Genomic DNA, 19,605 nt, shown 5'->3' with positions numbered 1-19,605 from the left:
AAAGTTGTGTAGCTTGCCGACGTCCTGAAGTGGCCCCGGGAATTGGCTTGCGCCGGGACCGCCGCAGTGTGGTCAGCTCCGCGCGGTTGAGAACGGTATGGCGTCTGCCCATTCCCCGAAGGCGCCGGCCTCGTCGACTTCCCGTTGCAGTACGGCGAACAACGGGCTCATGTCGGTGCCGGGAGGGACGTCGATGGCGACGCAGCGCTCCCCGTGCCCTTGCGCAAGCCCAGTCCTGTGTCTACCCGTCTCGGACTGCAGAACCAGAACATCGCACGACGGGAGGCTGCTCGGACGCCCGCACGCTCGCGAGCCACCTCGGGACGAGGCCACCCACCCTGTCATCAACCCGTAGTGGCTTCATTGGTGGTGCCGGTGCGGACCGGAAGGCTAAGGAGACCGCGGGAGCGCATCGAGGGGCGCCACCGCAATTCGCCTTGCGGCACGTCCAAGGCCATGTCGGGGAAGCGGTCGAAGAGCGCAGATAGCGCGATCTCGGTTTCCATGCGGGCCAGCGGAGCGCCGAGGCAGTAGTGGATGCCGTGGCCCAGGGCGAGGTGGCCGGTGGTGTCGCGGTCTATGTCGAAGCGGTCGGGGTCGGTGAAACGATGCGGGTCCCTGTGGGCAGCGGCAAGGGACAGCAGGACCGTTTCGCCCGCGGGGATGGTTACGCCGCTGATGGTGACGTCCTCGGTCGGAAACCGGCGCATGGCCAGAGGTACCGGGCCGTCGTATCGGGCCAACTCCCCCACCACCGCCCCGAGGCGCGTGGGATTGGCCCGCAGCTCGGCCTGCTGTTCGGGGTGGCGAAGCAGAGTCAGGACCGCGTTTCCGATGAGGTGAACGGTGTTCTCATACCCGGCGAACAGAATGAGGAAGGCCAAGGACATCAACTCGTCCTCGCTCAGCCGGTCTTCCTCATCGCGGACGGCGATCAGCGCGGAGAGCAGGTCATCGGCCGGGGCGGTTCTCTTGTCGGCGATGAGCTGGGTGAGGAACGACAGCAAGTTGCCGATCGCCTGCTTGGCGAGGGACGGCCGCGTCGGGTCGGGAGCGACGAGAGCGTCGGTCCATGACCGGAAGTCGCGCCTGTTGGCCGGGGCTACGCCGAGCAAGTCGCAGATCACGGTGATCGGCAGCGGTGCGGCGTACGAGGCAATCAGGTCCGCGCATTCAGTCGCGGCAAGAGCGTCCAGCAACTCGTCGGCGGTGCGCTGGATCGGCTCGCGTAGCTGCTCGATCTGGCGCGGGGTGAACGCCCGGCTCACCAGGCGCCTGATGCGGGTGTGGTCCGGAGGGTCCATGTTGAGCAGGTTCGCGTCCAGCGCCGGCGGTAAGGCCATGCCTCGGTAGCCGCCCGGGGCCGCGTTGTGCTTGTCCAAAGAGAGCCGCGGGTCGGCGAGTGCCTGGCGCACGTCGTCGTAGCGGGTCACCAGCCAGGCAGGCAGCCCGTCTGTCCCGGTGATCCGGTGAACGGGCCCTGCTTGACGGAGCTGTGCATAGACGGCGTACGGATCGCGGGCGAGTCCTGCGGGATCAATAGGAGCCTGGGGAGCGGGGGTTATATGGGTCATACCCTGACCCTACTTATCAGTGATCCGCATCGAGCGGCACCGCCGGAATGGACGGCATTCCAGCGTCCGGCTCTGGCAGTCCGAGGTACGTGCGAACCGCTTGGTTGTCTCCGGTCGCGTCGGCGAGCCGGGCGGCTTCCTTCCGGCTCCGGGGTGACGGTGCAGCGGCGGGACGTGGCGGTGCGCGTCGGACGACGAGTCGCCCGCTAGCGGTGGCCAACCGACGTACGGCCCGCGCCCTGCCTCCATGCCCCGAAGACTCCGGCTCACCCGACGTGAATCGCACGATCGGACCGATGTGATCAGGCACACCTCCAAATAGGCGCCTCTGCCCCGGATTTCCGGAACGTCGCGGCCATGCCAAACATCCTCAAGGGCGGAAATTCACAGCTCACACCGCGTTCGCACGGTGTTCGACAGAGTTCGAGGAAGCATGACAAGGCGTGAGTCCGTGCCGCGGCGCGGATGGCGGGGGTCCGGGGGACCCGCGCGCTGGATAGCCGGAGGGGCCGTTGTGGCCCTGTCCGTCACGGTGCTGCAGAGTGCCGATGTGGTCGTGGCAACGCCCGTATCGGCCAACGGGGTCGCGGCTGCCGACGTGACGCAGGCCGTGGACATCGCGTCCGCGCGCGCTGCCGCGCGGACGTCGGGGCAGCGGGTCGAGGCGCTCTCCGAGCGCACCGAGACCTCGACGACCTGGGTGAACGAGGACGGCTCGCTGACCACCGAGGTGGCGGCGGGCCCTGTCCGTTTCTACGACCAGGACGCCAGGACCTGGCGCTCGGTGGACGTGAACCTGACCCGGGATGCCGACGGGGCGGTCGAGTCCAAGGCTCACCCGCAGGGGCTGAGACTGGCCGGACGCAGCACGGGCGACGCCGTTCGGCGGGCGTCCCTGACGGGCTCGCGGGCTGCACGGGCCAACTCGGCCGGCGCGTCCGACCTGGTGACGCTCGGCGAAGGGGACGGGCAGATCACCCTGCAGTGGAAGGGCGCGTTGCCTGCTCCCACGCTCAAGGGCAACCGGGCCGAGTACGAGAACGCGCTGCCGGGCGCCGATGTGGTCGTCGAGGCCACCCGCACCGGCTTCGAGCAGTTCGTGGAGCTCAAGCAGAGACCGGCGGGAGACTCCTCCAGCTACACGCTGCCGTTGAAGGCGCGCGGTCTCACGGTGGCCCAACGACCCGACGGCAGCGTGCTGCTGACCGACCGGCGGAGCGAGAAGACGGCGGTCATGCCGGCGCCGGTGATGTGGGACGCCACAGTCGACGCGGTCTCCGGTGAGCACACTCGCACCGTGCCGGCGGCCCTGAAGGTCGTCCACGACGGGTCGTCCGTCAGCCTCGTGGTGACGCCGGACGCCGGGTTCCTCGCCGACCCGAAGACCAAGTACCCGGTGACGGTGGACCCTTCCACGTCCGCGCTGTCGAACGTGATGGACACGTACGTCCAGCAGGGCGAAACCGGGGACCTGTCCACCGACACCGAACTGGACCTGGGCAACCCGGGGACGAAGAACTCCGACGGCACCGCGCGTACCGCACGTTCGTTCATCACCTGGAACACCGCGCCGATCGCGAACGCCCTGGTGAGCAGCGCGCGCCTCAGCCTCTGGAACTTCCACTCGGGCAACACGGACTGCAAGGCGGCCCCGTGGGAGGTGTGGTCCGCCGGAGCCGCCTCGACCGGCACGCGCTGGACGTCCCAGCCGGCCTGGAACTCCCGGACGTCCACCTCCACACAGACGCGCGGCAACTCCGCCTGCACCTCCGCATCCGACGGATGGATCGACGCCGACGCGACCTCGTTGGTGCAGAGCTGGGCCTCCGCCAACGCCACACGCGGCACGATGGGGCTGCGTGCCGCCGACGAGAACGTCGTCGCCCAGTGGAAGCGGGTCAACTCCGCCAACGCCGCGGCCAATCCGCCCAGACTCACCGTGAACTACAACTACCGGCCGCGCACCGGCACCAAGCAGCAGGCCGGTCCCCCGTTCACCCAGGACAAGACGGGAACCTGGCGCGTCGACACGACCACACCGACACTGCGCGACACGTTCAGCGATCCGGACGGCGACCAGGTCGACGGCGCCTTCCAGATCTTCGACGCCGCGACCAACACCCAGGTCGGTGACGTACTGATGTCCAAATTCACGGCCAGCGGCACCCCAGCCGAGGTCGCCGTACCCGACGGCGTGCTGCGGCACGGCAGGACGTACCGTTTCCGCACCTCGCCCTACGACGGCACGCACTACACCACGGAATGGTCGGCCTGGGCCACCTTCAGTGTCGCTGCGCTGCCGGACACACCGCAGGACCTTCAGTCCGGGGCCGAGCAGACCCTGACGCCGATCATCTCCGCCGTCGTCACGGATCCGGCGCAGGGCCGGGTCAGCGCCGAGTTCGCGGTGAAGGACTCGGCCGGCAGTGCCGTACCCGGACTGAACGTCTCGCCGGTGTGGACGGACAGCGGCCGGCGAGCCGCCCTCCGGCTTCCCGAACGGGTCCTCACCGACGGCGCCGCCTACCGCTGGACCGTCCGTGCCTGCACCAGCGTGGGCTGCTCGCCGTGGTCGGCACAGCAGACCATGAACGTGCGCGAGAAGCCGCTGCCGGCGGCACCCGACAGCAAGACGCTCACCCTCGCCGACGACACCCTCGACCAGGTGTCCACCGCGACCGACTGCACCACCACCCCCTGCCCCACCGCGCCCGACGGAGAACTCCTGATCGGACCGGCCGGCGGACGCCAGTGGGCGACCCGTTTCACGGCGGACCTCTCCGGCCTGCCCAAGGGTGCCCGGATCACCTCGGCCACGCTGTCGCTGACCCGCTCCAACTGCGCGGCCGACTGCACCGCACAACAGCCAGGCGTGTACGAGCTGTCGTCCGCCTGGACATCCTCCGAGAGCGGCGGGGCGCTCCTCGACGCGGCCGGAACCGACGACTACGCGTCCGGCACACCACTGCCGGATCTGGACCTCGGCCCGCTGGTGCAGTCCTGGACCGAACGGGGAGAGAACCAGGGCTTCGCCCTGACCGTCCCGGCCGACGCCCACGGGGCGGCCTACCACTCGCTCACCGCGGCCGACACGACCACGCGCCCGCGGCTGACGATCCGGTACCTGCCGCCCACCGCACCCTCAACGGTCACCGACGTCGTGACGGTCCCCGGCGACTCGGGCCTGCTGGCCACATGGAACCCGCCGCTCGACCCGGGCACGGCCGGCGAGCTCCGCTACACGGCTCAGGTCGAGAAGACCGACGGCGCCGTCGTGGCCGAGCAGGAGACCACCACGCCGCGCGTCGTCTTCACCAAGCTCGACAACACCGTCCCGTACCGCGTCTCGGTGCGTGCGAAGAACACCGTCGGCGACGGGCCCCTGTCACGCTCGGCGCCGGCACAGGGCGCGGCGGTCCCGGACGGCACCTCCCTCTACCGTGACGTTGTCCAGGAATACCTGGCCGCCCGGGGCAAGATCCTCACCAGCGGCAGTCTCTCCGCGGCCGACGCGGCCGCCGACGCTCCGCACGGCACTGTCTTCTCCGCACTGCTCGGCGCGCAGGAGCCGAACCTCGTCGACAGCAGGCAGGCACTCGCCGACAACGGCCAGAGCTACGCGGGCGCGTCGGCGCAGATGACGGACGTCCTGGTCAGCAAGGGGGCCACGGCGGACCAGGTCGTCGTTCGGGCCAACGTCACGGAGTCGATGACCCTGCACGGCGACGGCGGCGACGAACCGACGACGGGAAGCGCCCTCAAGCGGTACACCTTCGACCTGACCGGAGGCACCGCGGTCATGGACGGCGAAGCCGACGACTTCGACGCCGGGCAGACACTGTCCCCGACGGCGGCCGCGCAGTCCCAGGTGGAGACCACTTCCGCGACGGACTCGCAGGCCCCGGACGACACCTCGGACGACCCCGGATCGATCGAACTGGGCGAGAACGGCTTCCCCGACGAGACGCCGCCGACGCCCACACCCGATGCCAAGACCACGGCCAAGACCCTCAGCGCCAGGTCGGTCAGCGGCCACGGCACCGCCAACTGGGCCTACAACCACACCGACATCGGCTGGGAGTACTCCCAGGACTGCACCAACTTCGTCTCCAAGGCCCTCTACCACGGTGGCGGCATGAAGTTCCGATGGGGCGGCCGCAAGACCGACGGCGCGTGGTGGCAGCAGTACTACCTCTTCGGCTCGATCAAGAACAAGAGCTACACCTGGTCGGGTGCCGACAACCTGCGCCGTCACTTCTCCGGCCACCGTCCCTCCTCCCGCGTCACCAAGACGTACAACGCGCAGCTCGGCGACATCGTCTTCTTCAAGTGGAAGAAGGAACCGCGCTACAACCACGCCGCGGTGGTCACCTCCAAGGTGCAGGGGCATCTGGGACTGTCCCAGCACGGCATCAAGAACCACACCACGCTCGACGACGTGCTGGCGCGCTACCGCGGCACCAGCAATCCGATCCAACGCGTTCTGATCATCCGACCCAGGAGTGCCAAGTGATGGAAGGGACCACATCGCGCGTCCCGATGACCGCGGCGCTGGCGGCCGGTGTGCTGCTCGCGACGCTGACCGGGTGCTCGTCCACGGGCGACACGGCCGACTCCCGCTACGCCCAGGACTACGCGGGCCATGAGCCCCTGCATGTACTCGGCTACCCCTCGACCGGCTCGCTCGCCGTCACACAGCAACTCGTCTGGCGGATCGCGGACGACTCCCCCGGCCAACTCGCCGAACTCGCCACCGATGACAGCGGCGAGGACGTCGCACGCAGCACGGCCGAGAACTGGATCAAGGCGTTCGGAAAGGGAGCGGGCGGGAAGGTGGCGGCCGACTTCTACGACGAAGGCTCCGAGCGGCAGACCGTCGTCCTGTATTTCCAGAACACCGGGCAGACGAAGGAGATCAGTGTGCGCCTCGACGGAGACGCCGGTGAGAACGGCTGGCACGTCCTCATGGACGAACCGTCCATGAAGGAGGCCACGGCCAAGCCCACCTGGGCACCCCGGACCCCGGGCGGCTCAGGCTCCTCCCGCACCACCCACTGACCGACCCCGCACTCTCACGGCGCCCTCGCCTTCGTACCGCGCAGGGCGCCGTGGGGGTACACGGCGGGTGGCAGGTGGTGGGCCAGGTTCCCGAACCCGCCCCTGGCGATCACTGCTGAATCGACCAGAGCCTTGGCGGATTGAAGAACGGGGTGGACAGCCGGACGGCGACGGCTCAAGGTGGTCGGCATGCTGTCCCTTCGGAGCCTTCCCCGCACGGCTCGCCGCCGGAACCTACTCACCAAGGCGGAAGGCGTCCGCGTGCTCGACGAGTTCAACGCCGCAGTGCGGTGCCCCGACGCTCACGGCGGGCTCGCATGCTTGCCGGTCCTCCTTGATGCCCTCGCCCAGGACGAGGCCGGGCCCGACGGCGCGCGGTGGATCGTGGACGACAACGCGCGTTTGGACATGGCGGCATTGCTGCGCTATTGCTTTCCCGAGCCGGACATTCACGTGGTGGCTGCGGAGTACGGCGCCGCAGCCCACAACCGCGGCTGGCTCCGTCTCGATCGAGTCTTGCGGACGCACGACTACACGAACCTCGTCGAGACAGCCGAAGGCTGGGCGGAGACCGACCGTACGCTCGACGATGTTCTGCAGGTCTATGGTCGGCCGTCCGCGATCTTCGGCGACCAAGATCCGCATTCGGCGAAGACCCTTGGCTACGCCTCTGGCGATTCAACCGCTCCGCTCACTGTTTTCCACTTCGCCGAGGCGGGAGACGCGCCATCGGCACGCCTGCTCGCCTTCCGGAGTGGTGACGACATGCTTGGAGCGAGCATTGGCTTCACACCGTTCGGCGACGCCGTTGCTGACGAGCGCGAGAGGCGTCAACACTGATCACCCTGAGATGGGACGGGCACCTCATGCAAGCGGTCACCGAGACAGCCAGAAGCGATCGAGCTTCTCCTGAGACCACTACGAGGCGGAATGATCGCCATGACGACTTGAAGAGCACCGGCCGGACGCAAGTCCTGGCGCAGGGGCACAACCGGCTGGTGCGTTCGTGACGATGAACGGTCGGTCTGCACGGTGTGCCGGGAGCCAGTCCGTTCCTACCAGTACCGCGTGCATCCGCCTGAGTCCTCCAGCTTCGAGCGGTGTATCGGGTTCGGCTGGTGCTCGGGGTGCCGGATCTACTCCGGCGACATGGTCTCCGTTCACCACGAGCGGGTCTTGGTCGACGCCCTTGCGTCGCTATCGGCCGATGACCGCGAACGGTTGCTGCACAAGGAGGCTGCGCTGATCGACTATCTCGACAGCCGAGGACTCGGTCGCGACTGAGCCGAGCACCATGCTGAGCCTTGGGAGTGCAGGGTTCGAGCGAGAGGCCGTCAAGGCTCTCCCCAGTCGTCTACCAGTGCGACAAGCGAGTCCGGGTGACAGGGTGTGGGGATGCCTGGAACCCCATCACTCCACCCTGACGCGCGCCAAAATCGTCCGGCTAAAAATTGATGTGCGGGTCGGGCCTCGACCCGAGGCCCCTTGGCGATCAAGCCCAGAGCTTCGAACACGCCGGCGTCCCGCCATTGGCGGAAGCGGTTGGGGACGGTCAAACAGGGGCCGAACTCCTGTGGAGCCCGCTGACACTCTCCGGCTGGCCAGCCAGGCCTGGAGGTTGGCTCAGATCGAGACACTGCTCAGGCGCCGGTTCCACAAAGCATGCCGTTCTCGGCGATCGCGCAGAGACTGCACCGGCACGGCTTCAGCCACCAAGTCCCCGCCCGCCGCGCGACGAGGAAGCCGTAACGCACGAAAAGCCTCCGAGATGACGGCACCGACACGCTTCGGAGCCCTTACCCCAGCCGATGGAGCGCTGGGCTCGCCCCCACGTCGTCTTCCGTTTCCCGGTATCGAGCGCAGCCTCGGCGTCCTCCACAGGCCACGAAGACCGTCAGGGCTCACTGCCGGGCTGCCATTCATCGAATACCCAGCCTGGATGGGAAGCGCCGAGGTACGGCAGGTGCGCGTCCCAGTCCACAGCCGTCAGTGACTGGACCTGTTGCAACGTGATGCGACCGTCCGAGTCGATGTTGAACCCCCAGGAGAAGCCGGCCAGCGGCAGCACGCGCCGTTCGGTGTCATCTATTGGTGTCCGTGCAAGATAGCTGTGGGCCGTCCAGGCCAAAGGGTCTCGCTTGGCTCGTGACGGTGCGTCAAACAGGGTGGGATTGATGCCGAAGAAAGCGTACGGCGACGGCGCATCCTCGAACAGGCAGAACGGGTCCATGTCGAAGGCAGCCCCGGCGGAGGAGTTGTCCGTCGACCGCACCAGCTGAACCCAGCCGAACAATGCCCGATAACCCTTGCCCGGATAGTCCACCTCAGCGGTGCAACACGGGAAACCGTCGGCTGAGGGGTGCTTGCCGATCACAGCAGGATCATCAACACGCTCCAGCGTCACCGCTATTGCACCCTGCATGTCGTCGCATAAGAACGGAATGATCACGACGCCACTCTGCCGCTCGGACCCCTGCGCGGCAAGGGCCGGGACAGGCCAAGAGCCCACGGCAGAGGCCGAACCATGTCCACCGGTATTGATTCGCCATGGCAGCTCCAACGACAGACACAAAGGCCGTAAGCGTCACATCGCCACGGACACGCCGCGTTCCTGCGGACGTACCTTCCTGGAGAAGCGGCCTGCGACGTCCAGATCGCAGCCCAGGCCGCCGGCGCCGCACTCGCCGTCCCGCCGTACGAGCACACCGCCCGGCCGCCCGGCCTCGTAGCAGGCAGGAGACACAGGAGACAGACCGGCCGTCGTCCGGGAAAGCCAGAGGGCCCGGATCGTATGGATCCGAGCCCTTGCCAGCAGTAGCGGGGACAGGATTTGAACCTGCGACCTCTGGGTTATGAGCCCAGCGAGCTACCGAGCTGCTCCACCCCGCGTCGGTATTGCTCACCTTACGCCATCACGGCACCGGTCGAAGACCACCAAACGACCCGAGCCCCTTTTGCAGCCGATTCCAGTCGTCTCCGCTGCCGCGCAGCGAACGACCGAAGTAGCCGCGCAGGTCGTTGGCCACCCAGCTACGACTGTCGCACGCGGCTGCTTCGGAGTGCCTCCGGTCCGGTCCTGGCAGATCACCTCCATCCCCGGGGCTGGCCAGCCAGGCGACAACTGGTTACTTCTCCCGTCCGGGCAGCAGGTTGAGGACGTCGTGCGACTCGACTGCGACCAGCACCGTTCCATATCTGCGTCCGTGCCGGATGGCAAAGTTGTCCACCCGACCACTCGGGGCTTGCACGGGCACGGGTCCGGGAGCGCGATCAGCACACTCAGCCGCGTCACCCGGCTGACGCGGCGTGGAGCACAGCGGGCAAGTCTTGCCAGGCTCGGCCGACCAGTGCTGGAGCAATCGCTCCACGATGCCCACCCGTAAGGTGGTTCGACGGCGCCTCCCGAGGCCATATCCACGGTGCACGTCCTCTGGGCGCGAACGGACTGCCCGGGGGCCGCCGCCCGGTCCCCCGGCAGTGCGGAATGGCGTGAGCGTTCGCATCGTTCGCAGCCCCGGTGAGGGACGCCGGATCGGCTCCCGTCGGGTCGAGGGCGCGCGCAGCGCCGCGTTCTGGGTGGGCGGGCTCAGATCCAGGTGTCGAGCCACATTCTGGCGTGCCAGTCGGCGTACGGGATCGTCTGTCCGGTGTAGACCGGGAAGAAGTAGATGAAGTTCCAGGCGATGAGCAGGACCAGTACGCCCGCGGCCACGGCACCTCGTATGCGGCGCCCCTGAGTCGCTCCCGCCGGACCCAGCAGGGCTCCCAGCATCATCGTCACGGCCAGGCACAGGTAGGGCACGAAGACGACCGCGTAGAAGGAGAAGATCGTGCGGTCCTGGTAGAGGAACCAGGGCAGATAGCCGGCACCTACCGCACAGAGGATCGCGCCGGAGCGCCAGTCGCGGCGCAGCGCCCATCGGTAGAGCAGGTACACGAGCGCGCAGCACGCCGACCACCACAGAAGCGGTGTTCCCAGGGCGAGGATCGCTTGTGCGCAGCCGCCCACCGCGTGACAGCCGTCCTGCCCGGGTGCCGGCGACTGGTAGTGGAACAGCACAGGGCGCCCGAGGACCGGCCAACTCCATGGGTTCGACTGGTACTTGTGGGGAGTGCTCAGTCCCACATTGAACTGGTAGACGGCGTGCTCGTAGTGCCACAGGCTGCGCAGCGGGGCCGGGATCCACGACCATGTGCCGCCCCGGGCGTCCGCCCAGTGGCGTCCGTAGCCGTTGTCGGACAGGAACCAGCCGGTCCATGCCGTCGAGTACGTCAGGACAGCGACCGGGGCGAGGGACAGCACCGAGCAGCCGAGGTCCTTGCGCAGCACCGCGCGGTAGGGGCGGTGCGCTCCTGCCACGCGGCGAGCGCCGACGTCCCACAGCAGGGTGAGGATCACGAAGAAGACGAGGAAGTACAGGCCGTTCCATTTGGTCGAGGCCGCCAGTCCCAGGAAGAGGCCGGCGGCGAGCCGCCAGGGTCGCGCTCCCGTCCCGGCACGGTCGCCGGTGTGTCCGTCCGGGCGCACCCGGCCGTCCTCGTCGACCGGCAGAGCTGCCGCGAGCCGGGCCCGCGCGCTGTCGCGGTCGATGAGCAGGCAGCCGAACGCCGCCAGGACGAAGAACATGACGACGAGGTCGAGCAGCGCGGTGCGGCTCATCACGTAGTGCAGACCGTCCACGGCCATCAGTGCTCCGGCCAGGCAGCCCAGCAGGGTCGAACGGAACAGGCGGCGTCCTATTCGGCACAACATCAGCACCGACAGCGTGCCAAGGAGCGCCGTCATGAAACGCCAGCCGAAGGGGGTGAGGCCGAACATCCACTCGCCGAGGGCGATGACCCATTTGCCCGTCGGCGGGTGCGCGACGAAGGACCCGGTGTCGGAGAGCGGGATCACTTGCGGACCGGCGAGGATCTGCGGGTCGGAGATCTTGCTGCTGGGCCAGGTGCCCTCGTAGCCGAACCGCAGCATCGACCAGGCGTCCTTGGCGTAGTACGTCTCGTCGAACACGACCGCCCGCGGGCTGCCCAGGCGCCAAAAACGCGGCACCCCGGCCAGAAGCGTCACCAGCAGCGGCCCGCCCCACTGCGACCAGCGCGCCAGCCGGCACGCCGCTGCCGGGGAGAACCCGAGCGTGCGCCAAAGCCATGACCCGGGTTCGGGAAACGGCACGACCAGACGCTCGCGCACAGACACAGGCGAACGCCCGACGTGCCCGAAGTCCCGCAGCCGCCGCTCCCAGGAGACCGGCCGGCCATTCACCCCCTCCCCTGGCTCGTCGACCAACACGGGCGTTTTCTCATGGATCACTGGTGAGCCTTCTCATGTGGAGAACAGGACGAGCGGGAGCAACTGCCCGGCAATCGGTGGTCGGTGGTCGTCACGCCGGCTCAGGCCGGCCCTCGCTGGCCGCGGCTGCCTGAACCCGGACAAGACGCAGCCTGGAGGGGGTTGAGGCCGACACCGGCCCGAGCGTTGAAGAACGGTGCGTTATCGGCCCCCTCTTGCAGCCAAGGCGGAACGGGCACACGACGGAGCAGGCAGGAGACGGCACCGGACCGACTTGGCAAAGGTAGAAAACCCCGCCGCGCCATCACGTTGGACACGGAATTCACCTACCAGGAGCGACCGGAGTCCCCGCAGGTTCCGCGTTTCCCGAACCGGTAACCCACTTCGGCGCGAACCCAGCCGAACGGGAGCTGTCCCTTGACAGGGAAGTCGGCCGCCCTCGCGTCGCCGACCTGCAGCGACCACGTTGGATGTCACTGGTGCGAGAGCCGTCGGCCGTCTACCTGATCCGGGCCGAGGCGTGCGCGACGAAGGAGTTGAGGAACGTCCGCGCCTCGGCCGACCTCGTCCGCAGTTCTTCGCGCTCTGTTGCGCGGTGAAGAGCGCCGATCATCCCGATGGTCTGCTCCGCCTGTGCATGCAGGTCGTCATCAGGTACGAGCAGGCGCAGTCGGTGAACAGCCTGGAAGGCCTGACCGCGGATCCGGAAAGCTTCCGTTCTGGCCGCCACGTGCGCCGGACCGTCACGTTCCTCGTGCTGACGGTGCCACCAGTCGTGCTGGCTCCGTATGAATTCGTTGGTCGCTGCGGTGAAGGCGAGAACGGCGCTGCGGCGTTCGCTCCGGTCTGCCACACGCTTCTGGAACTGATACCCCAGAAGGGAACCGATGAGCGTTCCCGCCACCGCGATGAAAGTCGTAAGTACCTGGCTCACCCTGCTAGTTGACCATGCCTGCTCCAGCATCAACAGGGAGCGCTGCCACGCGATACGGACCAGACTCTCGGACGGTGCCCCCAACATGTTTACGCCGCACCGCCAGGTCCGCCAGGTCGACCCGGTCTGCCTGCCAGCAGCGACGGACCGGGTCCGCTGTCAAAGGCTCCGATCGGATGACAGCGGACAGGAGCCGACCATCCAGACTGGTGACCCGTAACCGGCATTTCGTCACCCGACCAACCGCATGGCGTCGGTGACCCACCTCGGCACGGGGCGCAGCCACCGCAGCCACCCGGCAGCGTGGACGGCGGGGCTGCGCTCCACCGGGATACCGACAACCGACCGGCGGGTGCCCGTCCCATGATGGGGGGCGCCCTTGCCACGACGGCGGGCGCCGGACGAAGCCCGGCGCCCGCCTGAGTGCACAGCCGTTGTCCCAGTGATCCCGCATGTGTGGCACCCCAGAGCAGGGCGCGGACTACCTGCCGGTGTCTGCGTACTGGGTGTTGCAGTAGTCGATGCTGTCAATGACTACGCAGGCCGTGAAAAGGACGATCGGATTGCTCTGGATATCGGTGGTTTCGGTGCACTGGCCGTTGCCCTTGGAGTCGTACAGCGTCTGGCGGTCTCCGACCCTGCGGTAGTAGCGGACTGCGACTCCGTAGCCGTCCGGATAGACGTCGCAGACCCTGACGGCGCCGTTCGCGCCGTACGACACGGCCTGCGCGCGGGTGTGGGCGCCGTAGGCGACGATGGAAGTGCGGTCGGCGACGATGGAAGTGCGGTCGGCGGCGTGCGCCGGCCCCGAAAGCGCCAGTGCGCCGAGCAGGGCCGCGCCGGCGGTCAGTGCGCGCCGCGTCTTCTGATACCTGGTCAAGATCTTTCCCTTCTCGTCGGCCCATCGGGCCGCCTATGGGTCCTCCGCGGTGTGCCGTCGCGCCGAGCGGAGCCGGTCGAGGTCATGGCGGGCATCGAGCCTTCCCACCGCGCTCTGTCTGGCAGCCCCCTGCAGCCACAGCGGACAATCCCGAAACACCGCGCCGGAGCGAGACCGCCGTCCACCAGGGCACCAGCGAACGCGTCCCCCTCCATGCCTCCCGGCCGGGACTTCCGCAGTGCGCCGAGCCGGGTGTCAGTCAGAGCCCACGAGTGCCTCCTGCCGCGGTCGCAACGGTTGCACCCTGAGACGGCGGCGAGCCCCCGGAGTGTGACGCCGGCACCCCGCAATGTGACCCACATCTCACCGTTCGGCAGCACGTGATCCACCCATGGCGGGCATGATCACCCGCCCCAAAACAGCGCCCAGTCAAAGCCGTTCCGCCGACCTCGATGAAAAGTGTGCGCAGCGAGGGACCCATGCCAATTCTCCCGTGACCCTCGTCTCGTATTCCACGGCCCTCAGCTCGCTGACCAGCGGTTTATGACCCGCCGCGAGACCGTCGCCTTCCAGCGGCGGCTGCAACGAGCGAGGTTCGAGCAGCAGGTCACCCTGGAAGAGTTTGACTTCACCGCCTCCTCCAAGCTCCCCGCGACCCGGATCCGCGACCCTGCCGGCCACGCGCTGGCTGCACGCGGGCGAGTCCGTAACTCTGTTCGGACCGGTCGGGGTCGGAAAAACACACATCGCGCAAGCGCTCGGCCATCTCGCGGTCCGCCAGGGCGCCCAGGTCCCTCTTCGCCAAGACCAGTCGGATCCTGGTCGAGCTCACCGGCGGCCACGCGGACCGCACCTGGGACAAGCGGATCCGTGAAGTGGTCCGCCCCGACGTGCTCATACGTGCACATCCTCGACGACTTCGCCATGCGCCAACTCGGAGCCGCACAGGTCGACGACCTCTACGAGCTGGTCAGCGAGCGGCAGGGCCGATCCCTGATCATCACCAGCAACCGGGCGCCCAGGTACTGCTATCCGCTCTTCCCGAACCCCGTCGCCGCCGGGTCCCTACCGATTCATCGGCGTCTGGTGTCAATCGGTGCGGTGCACCCCGGCTCCGTGGCGGTCGGCAGTCACCCACCTGAGGAAAGGCGATTTTCCAGTGCCGAGGCAGCGGGTAGGCGCGCTCTGCGGGGAACAGCCGCTGGGCTTTTGCGGCATGCCCAGTCTGTATCAGGGAAGCAGCCTTGCGGACCTGCGGGGTGAGGTCGGTAAGACTCACAATCCAGTCGTCGGTGAATGTACGAATCAGATGGCGGCCAATGCCGACCTGGATGCTGTAGTGGTTAAGCGCCGCCCCGCGCGGCGAGCGCTCCGGGTCCCACTGGACATGCACGGCCGCCTCAGCGACGGCCGCTGGGTCTGCGGTCGTGAGCACGGCCTGGGACAGGGCTTCCTCCCAGCCCTCCCGCGTTATCCGCACCGCGAGAACGCGCTCCTGACCAGGTTTGCGGGTCCAGTTGCTGCGGTGCATCAGCCACATGAACGACGGCTTGATCCACGTCATCCTGCGGAATGAGAACGGCGTGACGAAGCGGCCTGCCCGCAGTGCCGCGTCGGCGATGGCAGGCGCGTACGCCTGGTAGACCACGATTGTGCGAGCGTCATAGTCGGCACGAATCTGATATGGGGGCGCCATGCAACGCACCCTGCCATCCGTCCCATGAGCCTCGCGAGCCGTTTTCTCGCACTGGCCGCGCAGCCGGTTGCGAAAGCTGGTCACAAGCCACTCGTTGACGGCCGCGACGAGGACGGTCGCTTCGTAGTGGAAGGCGAGTTTCTCGTACCGGGTGGCCACCGCGCGGTGCCTCTTGAGGCGGTTGATCCCGCGCTCCACCGCGTGGCGCTCGCGATAGTCGGTCTTGTCGAACTTCGGCGGACGGCCGCCGCGGGAGCCGAGGTTCTTGCGGTTGCGGACATGGTCAGCCTTGTCCGGGATGGTGCAGCGGATACCCCGACGCCGCAGGTAGGCAGGGTTCTTGCGGGAGGCATACGCTTTGTCGGCCCGCACCCGGTCCGGCCGGGTGCGGGGCCTACCGGGCCCCAGCCGATGCGCCCGGATCTTCTTCAGTACGGGCTCGAACTGAGGAGAGTCCCCGCGCTGCCCGGCCGTGATTACGATGGACATGGTTTCTGGCCCTGTTCAACGGCCAGGTGCAGCTTGGTGGTCAGGCCACGGCGCGAGCCTCCGAGCCCGCGGTCCTCAAGCTCGGACGTGAGGCCGCGGGGCGGCTCCTTCTGAAGATTCCCCTTTTCCTGGCTCCGGCGGCGTGCTGGTGGGCCCAGCAGACGGTGGAGTCGACGTTGATCTCCCGGGTGATCAGTCGCTTCGCGTCGGCCTGGGCCTGCAGGTCAGCGGAGATCCGCTGCCAGCGCCGGAACAAGTCGTACACCCGCCCTCAGGGGCCGTACCGCTCCGGCACATCCCGCCACGGCGTCCCGGTTCGGGTCCGCCACCGTATGCCGTCGATCAGCTGCGCCGGGTCCACACCGGCGGGCGCCCCGGCTTCTTGCCCGCCGGCAACAGCGACTCCAGGCGGGCCCACTGCGCATCGGTCAGATCACCACGCGCCACAAAGCAAGATCATCTCACCTCAAGATCTACTTTCGACATACGCCCTGGATCGGGCTGCCGCCGATGATGTCAGTCCGGGATGAGATCGTTCCCTCATGACTGACACCGATGACGCGGTATCCGATGCCGAGCAGGGCGTCATCGCACGTTACCAACTGGCCGATGGCGGCTTCGGCGAGCCGCACCAGCGGACCACTGTCCGCCAGGCCCAAGAGCGCTTGACCAAGGCCATCAACCAGGCAGCGGTCGGTGAGTTCGACGGCAACGAGTTCGGAGGCGGCCAGGTCGCCCTCTATGCCTACGGCCCTGACGCCGATGCCCTCTACGGCGTGATGGCACCCGTCCTGCACGAGCTCCCCTTCCGCCCAGCGCACGTGATTCTGCGCTACGGATCAGCAGCCGATCCGTCGACGTCCGAACGTCGCCTGGACCTCTGAACGAGCTAACCGCCCGTCCCCGACGAAGCGGGCGGTCGCCTCGGCAGTGACGCGACCGCCCGAGTCTGCCGTAGCTGACCACCACGGCAGGCAGTCGCCTTCGCCAAAGCGAGAGGTGACGTGACGCCTGATCATCACCTTCCGCCGGAAGCGACGCCTGCCCGACTCGCCGGTACGTAGCAGCCGTGGGGCAGGACTCACCCGCGTGGCCCGCTGGCGTGGCGGTCGCCATGGCGGGAGGGGAGGGTGGCGGAGCGGCGGCCTGGTCTCAACCCACCTCAGAGGTCCGGGCCGCCCGCCCATCTTGTCGTTCTCGTCACGAGGCGTCGTCGACGGCCACGCTCCGCTGTTTTTCCATCAGGAGCAGCTCCCTTGCGCAGCGATTCACGGTTTCCGGCACTCGGCACCGCTGCCTCCCACCTTCCCATCGGTCGTCGGCTGTGTCCGGCGCGAGCATGGTGGGCTGTCGCCCAACGCGCGACCGCCGCCAGGACCGGCCCGGAACCTCTTTCCGAACCCACTGCGCTTCCTTGTGCTGCGCCCCACCCACCAGCAGACATATCCAAGGGCGCAGACAGCAACGGAGGAGGTGAGAGAGTTGTCGGGGCGCGCGAATACTGACCTTCGAGGCTTGATGTCGCCGGAGCTGACGATGTGTGATTGTCGCGGTATGCCGGTTGTGTGAGAGAGGCCGCTCATCAACGGTTCCACCTGCTCGCCTTATGCGGTCCCTTTCAGGGCGGTCAGAGCGGTGTGGGCCTTGGGGGTGAGGAGGGGGCTGAAGTGGGGGTTGATGGAAAGGGCCTTGGTGAGATCGTCGCGTGCGGCGTTCTGGTCGCCGAGGGCTTGTTCGATGGCTGCCCGGTGGTAGTGGAAGAGGGCGTTGCGGGTGCCCTGGGCGAGGGCTTGACCGGATTCGGTGAGGGCTTCGCGGTCCTGGCCGTTGGCGTGAAGGGCCCAGGCCAGGGCGTCGTGGGTGTCCATGAACGGCCGGGTCTCCAGGCCCTGCCGGGCGATGGCCAGGGCGCGTCCGGGGTCGCCGTGGTCGGCTTCGAACAGGGCCGCGTCGGAGTCGAGGGCGACTCCGTTGCTGGTGAAGAGCTTCTGCTCGGCGCGGAAGACCTGGTACTGCTGGGCGGCTTCCTGGTTGCGGCCGAGGGACTGGTAGAGCTCGCCGAGTTGGAGGACGTATTCGGGCTGGGGAACCCGTTGCACGGCCCGGGTGAGGTCGGTGAGTGCCGCGTCGGTGTGTCCGAGGGCGGCTTCGGCCTGTGCCTTGGCCTGGAGCAGGGGGGTGTAGCCGGGGGCGGTGGTCAGGCCCGTTTCGGCTTCGGTGAGTTCAGTGGCGGGGTCGCCGTTGTTGTAGGCGAGTTGACCGAGGTAGTAGTGCGCGAAGGCGGCGTCGGCGGGGCCGGCGGCGTCGTTGAGGGCTCGGCGCATGTCGGTGCGTGCGGTGGTGATGTCGCCGCTGAGTTCCGCGACGTAGGAGGCCCGGGACAGGGACGGTGCTCCGGGGCGCAGGTCGACCATCCGCTGGACGGCGTCGGCCGCCTCGGAGTAGCGGCCGAGCTGGGTGTAGGCGTCGGCAAGGGTTCCGTACAGGGAGGAGTTGTACGGGTTGACGGCGACGGCCTTGCGGGCCCAGTCCAGCGCCTGGGTGAACTGGTGGCGGCCGGCTTGGAGGGCGGCCATGCCGCCCATCGCGGTGAAGTTGTCGCTGGTGCGAAGGGCCAGTGAGCGTTTGAGGACCGCTTCGGCCTTGGGGTAGTACGCCGGGTCGGCGGTGCTCTTGGCCTGCTGGACATAGTCGAGTCCGAGGGTGGCCAGTGCGACCTCGTCCCGTGGCGTCTCCTTGAGCTTGGCCTGGAGCCGGGTGATGTCCGCGGCGAGCGGGTCGGCTCCGGCTGGCGGGCTGCCCGCTTTGACGGGCGGGGTGGTGCCGGTGGGTGCCGCGGGCCAGGGGGCCAGGCCCAGCCCTCCGGCGAGGAACAGCCCCACGCCGAGGACACCGGCGACGGTGGCGGACAGCAGAATACGTCGGCGCGGTGGGCGTCGGCGGAGAGCCATGGTCAATTCCCGCTCCGGGGTGGGGTGCGTGGGGGCGATGCGGACGGGTGCGGTGGGCTGGGGTGGGCGAGTTCGGCGTAGACGACCACGTTGTCGAGGTAGCCGCCGGCTGCCGGGTCGTAGGCGCCGCCGCAGGTGATCAACCGCAGTTCGGGGGGACCGGTGGTCGCGTAGACCTCGTTGTCGGGGAAGTCGTCCTTCGCGTACTCCCGCAGCGCTCGGACGGTGAAGTCGGCGTGGGTGTGGTCGGCCCGGTCGATGGATATGGAGTCGCCTGGACGCAGTGCGGATAAGCCGTAGAAGGCGGCCGGACCGGTCAGGGAGTCGACGTGACCGACCACGATCGCGGCGCCCGGATCACCGGGGCGTGGACCGTCGCTCCACCACCCGACCTGGCCGGGGTCTTGCGGGGCGGCGAGGTGGCCGTCCGACTGGACCCGCAGGTCGATCAGGGGGCGGTCCACGCTGATGCCGGGTATGCGTATCCGCACGGGTCGGGCGGCGGGCGCGGCCGGGCCGGCGGTGTGCCGGGTGCCGGGAGCTTCGGGCAGGGGCGGCAGAGCCCCTATGTCTAGGTGGGCCGGGGTGCGCGTGTGGTCGGTGACCAGCGCGGTGGCGCCGGCCGCGGCCAAGCTCAACCCGGCGACGACGGCGGCCGCGGAGAGTCCGCGGACACGGCGCGGTCGCCCGCCCTCCGTTGCGGAGGGCGGGCGACCCGGTGCGACGGGGGCGC

At 68.4% G+C, this 19,605-nt stretch carries 13 protein-coding genes, 1 tRNA gene and 4 pseudogenes; 7 read left to right on the top strand and 11 right to left on the bottom strand.

The window, feature by feature from the left end; translation table 11 throughout:
* Positions 1-344: 344 nt before the first annotated feature.
* Positions 345-1,574, bottom strand: a complete 1,230-nt coding sequence (locus OHT01_RS39580; protein WP_328557938.1) for a cytochrome P450 family protein — start codon at positions 1,572-1,574, stop codon at positions 345-347.
* A 520-nt stretch (positions 1,575-2,094) separates the two neighbouring features.
* Between OHT01_RS39580 and OHT01_RS39575 the strand changes: the two are divergent.
* From OHT01_RS39575 to OHT01_RS39555, 5 genes and pseudogenes are all read left to right on the top strand, one after another.
* Positions 2,095-3,900 (top strand): annotated as a pseudogene (locus OHT01_RS39575) (DNRLRE domain-containing protein); the annotation flags it as partial.
* A 261-nt stretch (positions 3,901-4,161) separates the two neighbouring features.
* On the top strand, positions 4,162-6,087 hold the full coding sequence (locus tag OHT01_RS39570; RefSeq protein WP_328558423.1) for an amidase domain-containing protein: 1,926 nt from the start codon (positions 4,162-4,164) through the stop codon (positions 6,085-6,087).
* Positions 6,087-6,632, top strand: coding sequence for a hypothetical protein (locus OHT01_RS39565; RefSeq protein WP_328557937.1), 546 nt, complete (start codon positions 6,087-6,089; stop codon positions 6,630-6,632). The genes OHT01_RS39570 and OHT01_RS39565 overlap by 1 nt, the downstream gene beginning before the upstream one ends.
* A 261-nt stretch (positions 6,633-6,893) precedes the next feature.
* The gene (locus OHT01_RS39560; RefSeq protein ID WP_328557936.1) at positions 6,894-7,472 is read left to right on the top strand and encodes a hypothetical protein; all 579 of its coding nucleotides are present in this window, start codon (positions 6,894-6,896) and stop codon (positions 7,470-7,472) included.
* Between the two features lie 228 nt (positions 7,473-7,700).
* A complete protein-coding gene (locus OHT01_RS39555) occupies positions 7,701-7,916 on the top strand; it encodes a hypothetical protein (RefSeq protein ID WP_328557935.1) in 216 nt (71 codons plus the stop codon).
* Between the two features lie 610 nt (positions 7,917-8,526).
* Here OHT01_RS39555 and OHT01_RS39550 read toward each other — a convergent pair.
* The 6 genes from OHT01_RS39550 to OHT01_RS39525 all read right to left on the bottom strand — a co-directional run bounded on the left by OHT01_RS39550 (position 8,527) and on the right by OHT01_RS39525 (position 13,736).
* Positions 8,527-9,081: a hypothetical protein gene (locus OHT01_RS39550; protein ID WP_328557934.1), complete on the bottom strand. Its 555-nt coding sequence runs from the start codon at positions 9,079-9,081 to the stop codon at positions 8,527-8,529.
* A 135-nt stretch (positions 9,082-9,216) separates the two neighbouring features.
* Positions 9,217-9,375 (bottom strand): hypothetical protein, encoded by a 159-nt coding sequence (locus tag OHT01_RS39545; RefSeq protein ID WP_328557933.1) that lies wholly within the window; start codon positions 9,373-9,375, stop codon positions 9,217-9,219.
* A gap of 72 nt (positions 9,376-9,447) precedes the next feature.
* Positions 9,448-9,521, bottom strand: a tRNA-Met gene (locus tag OHT01_RS39540).
* A 697-nt stretch (positions 9,522-10,218) separates the two neighbouring features.
* Positions 10,219-11,922, bottom strand: a complete 1,704-nt coding sequence (locus OHT01_RS39535) for a dolichyl-phosphate-mannose--protein mannosyltransferase (RefSeq protein WP_443043499.1) — start codon at positions 11,920-11,922, stop codon at positions 10,219-10,221.
* Positions 11,923-12,421: 499 nt separating this feature from the next.
* Positions 12,422-12,856 (bottom strand): hypothetical protein, encoded by a 435-nt coding sequence (locus OHT01_RS39530; RefSeq protein ID WP_328557931.1) that lies wholly within the window; start codon positions 12,854-12,856, stop codon positions 12,422-12,424.
* Between the two features lie 481 nt (positions 12,857-13,337).
* On the bottom strand, positions 13,338-13,736 hold the full coding sequence (locus OHT01_RS39525; RefSeq protein ID WP_328557930.1) for a hypothetical protein: 399 nt from the start codon (positions 13,734-13,736) through the stop codon (positions 13,338-13,340).
* A gap of 540 nt (positions 13,737-14,276) precedes the next feature.
* On the opposite strand from OHT01_RS39525, the pseudogene OHT01_RS40300 reads away from it, so the two are divergent.
* Positions 14,277-14,804: pseudogene (locus OHT01_RS40300) on the top strand (ATP-binding protein); the annotation flags it as partial.
* A 62-nt stretch (positions 14,805-14,866) separates the two neighbouring features.
* On the opposite strand, the pseudogene OHT01_RS39515 reads toward OHT01_RS40300, so the two are convergent.
* A pseudogene (locus OHT01_RS39515) lies at positions 14,867-15,432 on the bottom strand (DUF4291 domain-containing protein).
* Between the two features lie 84 nt (positions 15,433-15,516).
* A pseudogene (locus OHT01_RS39510) lies at positions 15,517-16,368 on the bottom strand (IS5 family transposase); the annotation flags it as partial.
* A 95-nt stretch (positions 16,369-16,463) separates the two neighbouring features.
* Between OHT01_RS39510 and OHT01_RS39505 the strand changes: the two are divergent.
* Positions 16,464-16,805: a hypothetical protein gene (locus tag OHT01_RS39505; RefSeq protein ID WP_328557928.1), complete on the top strand. Its 342-nt coding sequence runs from the start codon at positions 16,464-16,466 to the stop codon at positions 16,803-16,805.
* Between the two features lie 720 nt (positions 16,806-17,525).
* Here OHT01_RS39505 and OHT01_RS39500 read toward each other — a convergent pair.
* Together OHT01_RS39500 and OHT01_RS39495 are read right to left on the bottom strand one after the other, a co-directional pair.
* Positions 17,526-18,872 carry a tetratricopeptide repeat protein gene (locus tag OHT01_RS39500; protein ID WP_328557927.1) on the bottom strand — a complete coding sequence of 449 codons (1,347 nt, stop codon included), beginning with the start codon at positions 18,870-18,872 and terminating at the stop codon, positions 17,526-17,528.
* 2 nt (positions 18,873-18,874) lie between these two features.
* Positions 18,875-19,510: a class F sortase gene (locus OHT01_RS39495; RefSeq protein WP_328557926.1), complete on the bottom strand. Its 636-nt coding sequence runs from the start codon at positions 19,508-19,510 to the stop codon at positions 18,875-18,877.
* Positions 19,511-19,605 lie beyond the last annotated feature (95 nt).

It is taken from the genome of Streptomyces sp. NBC_00358 (assembly GCF_036099295.1).
Lineage (GTDB): Bacteria > Actinomycetota > Actinomycetes > Streptomycetales > Streptomycetaceae > Streptomyces.
This window is presented reverse-complemented; position numbering and strand designations above follow the sequence as displayed.

What these genes read in the sequence shown, in the direction of transcription:
- OHT01_RS39505 (WP_328557928.1), top strand. Translation starts at nt 16,464, where the DNA reads ATGACTGACACCGATGACGCGGTATCCGATGCCGAGCAGGGCGTCATC.
- OHT01_RS39565 (WP_328557937.1), top strand. Translation starts at nt 6,087, where the DNA reads ATGGAAGGGACCACATCGCGCGTCCCGATGACCGCGGCGCTGGCGGCC.
- OHT01_RS39570 (WP_328558423.1), top strand. Translation starts at nt 4,162, where the DNA reads ATGAACGTGCGCGAGAAGCCGCTGCCGGCGGCACCCGACAGCAAGACG.
- OHT01_RS39500 (WP_328557927.1), bottom strand. Translation starts at nt 18,872, where the DNA reads ATGGCTCTCCGCCGACGCCCACCGCGCCGACGTATTCTGCTGTCCGCC.
- OHT01_RS39580 (WP_328557938.1), bottom strand. Translation starts at nt 1,574, where the DNA reads ATGACCCATATAACCCCCGCTCCCCAGGCTCCTATTGATCCCGCAGGA.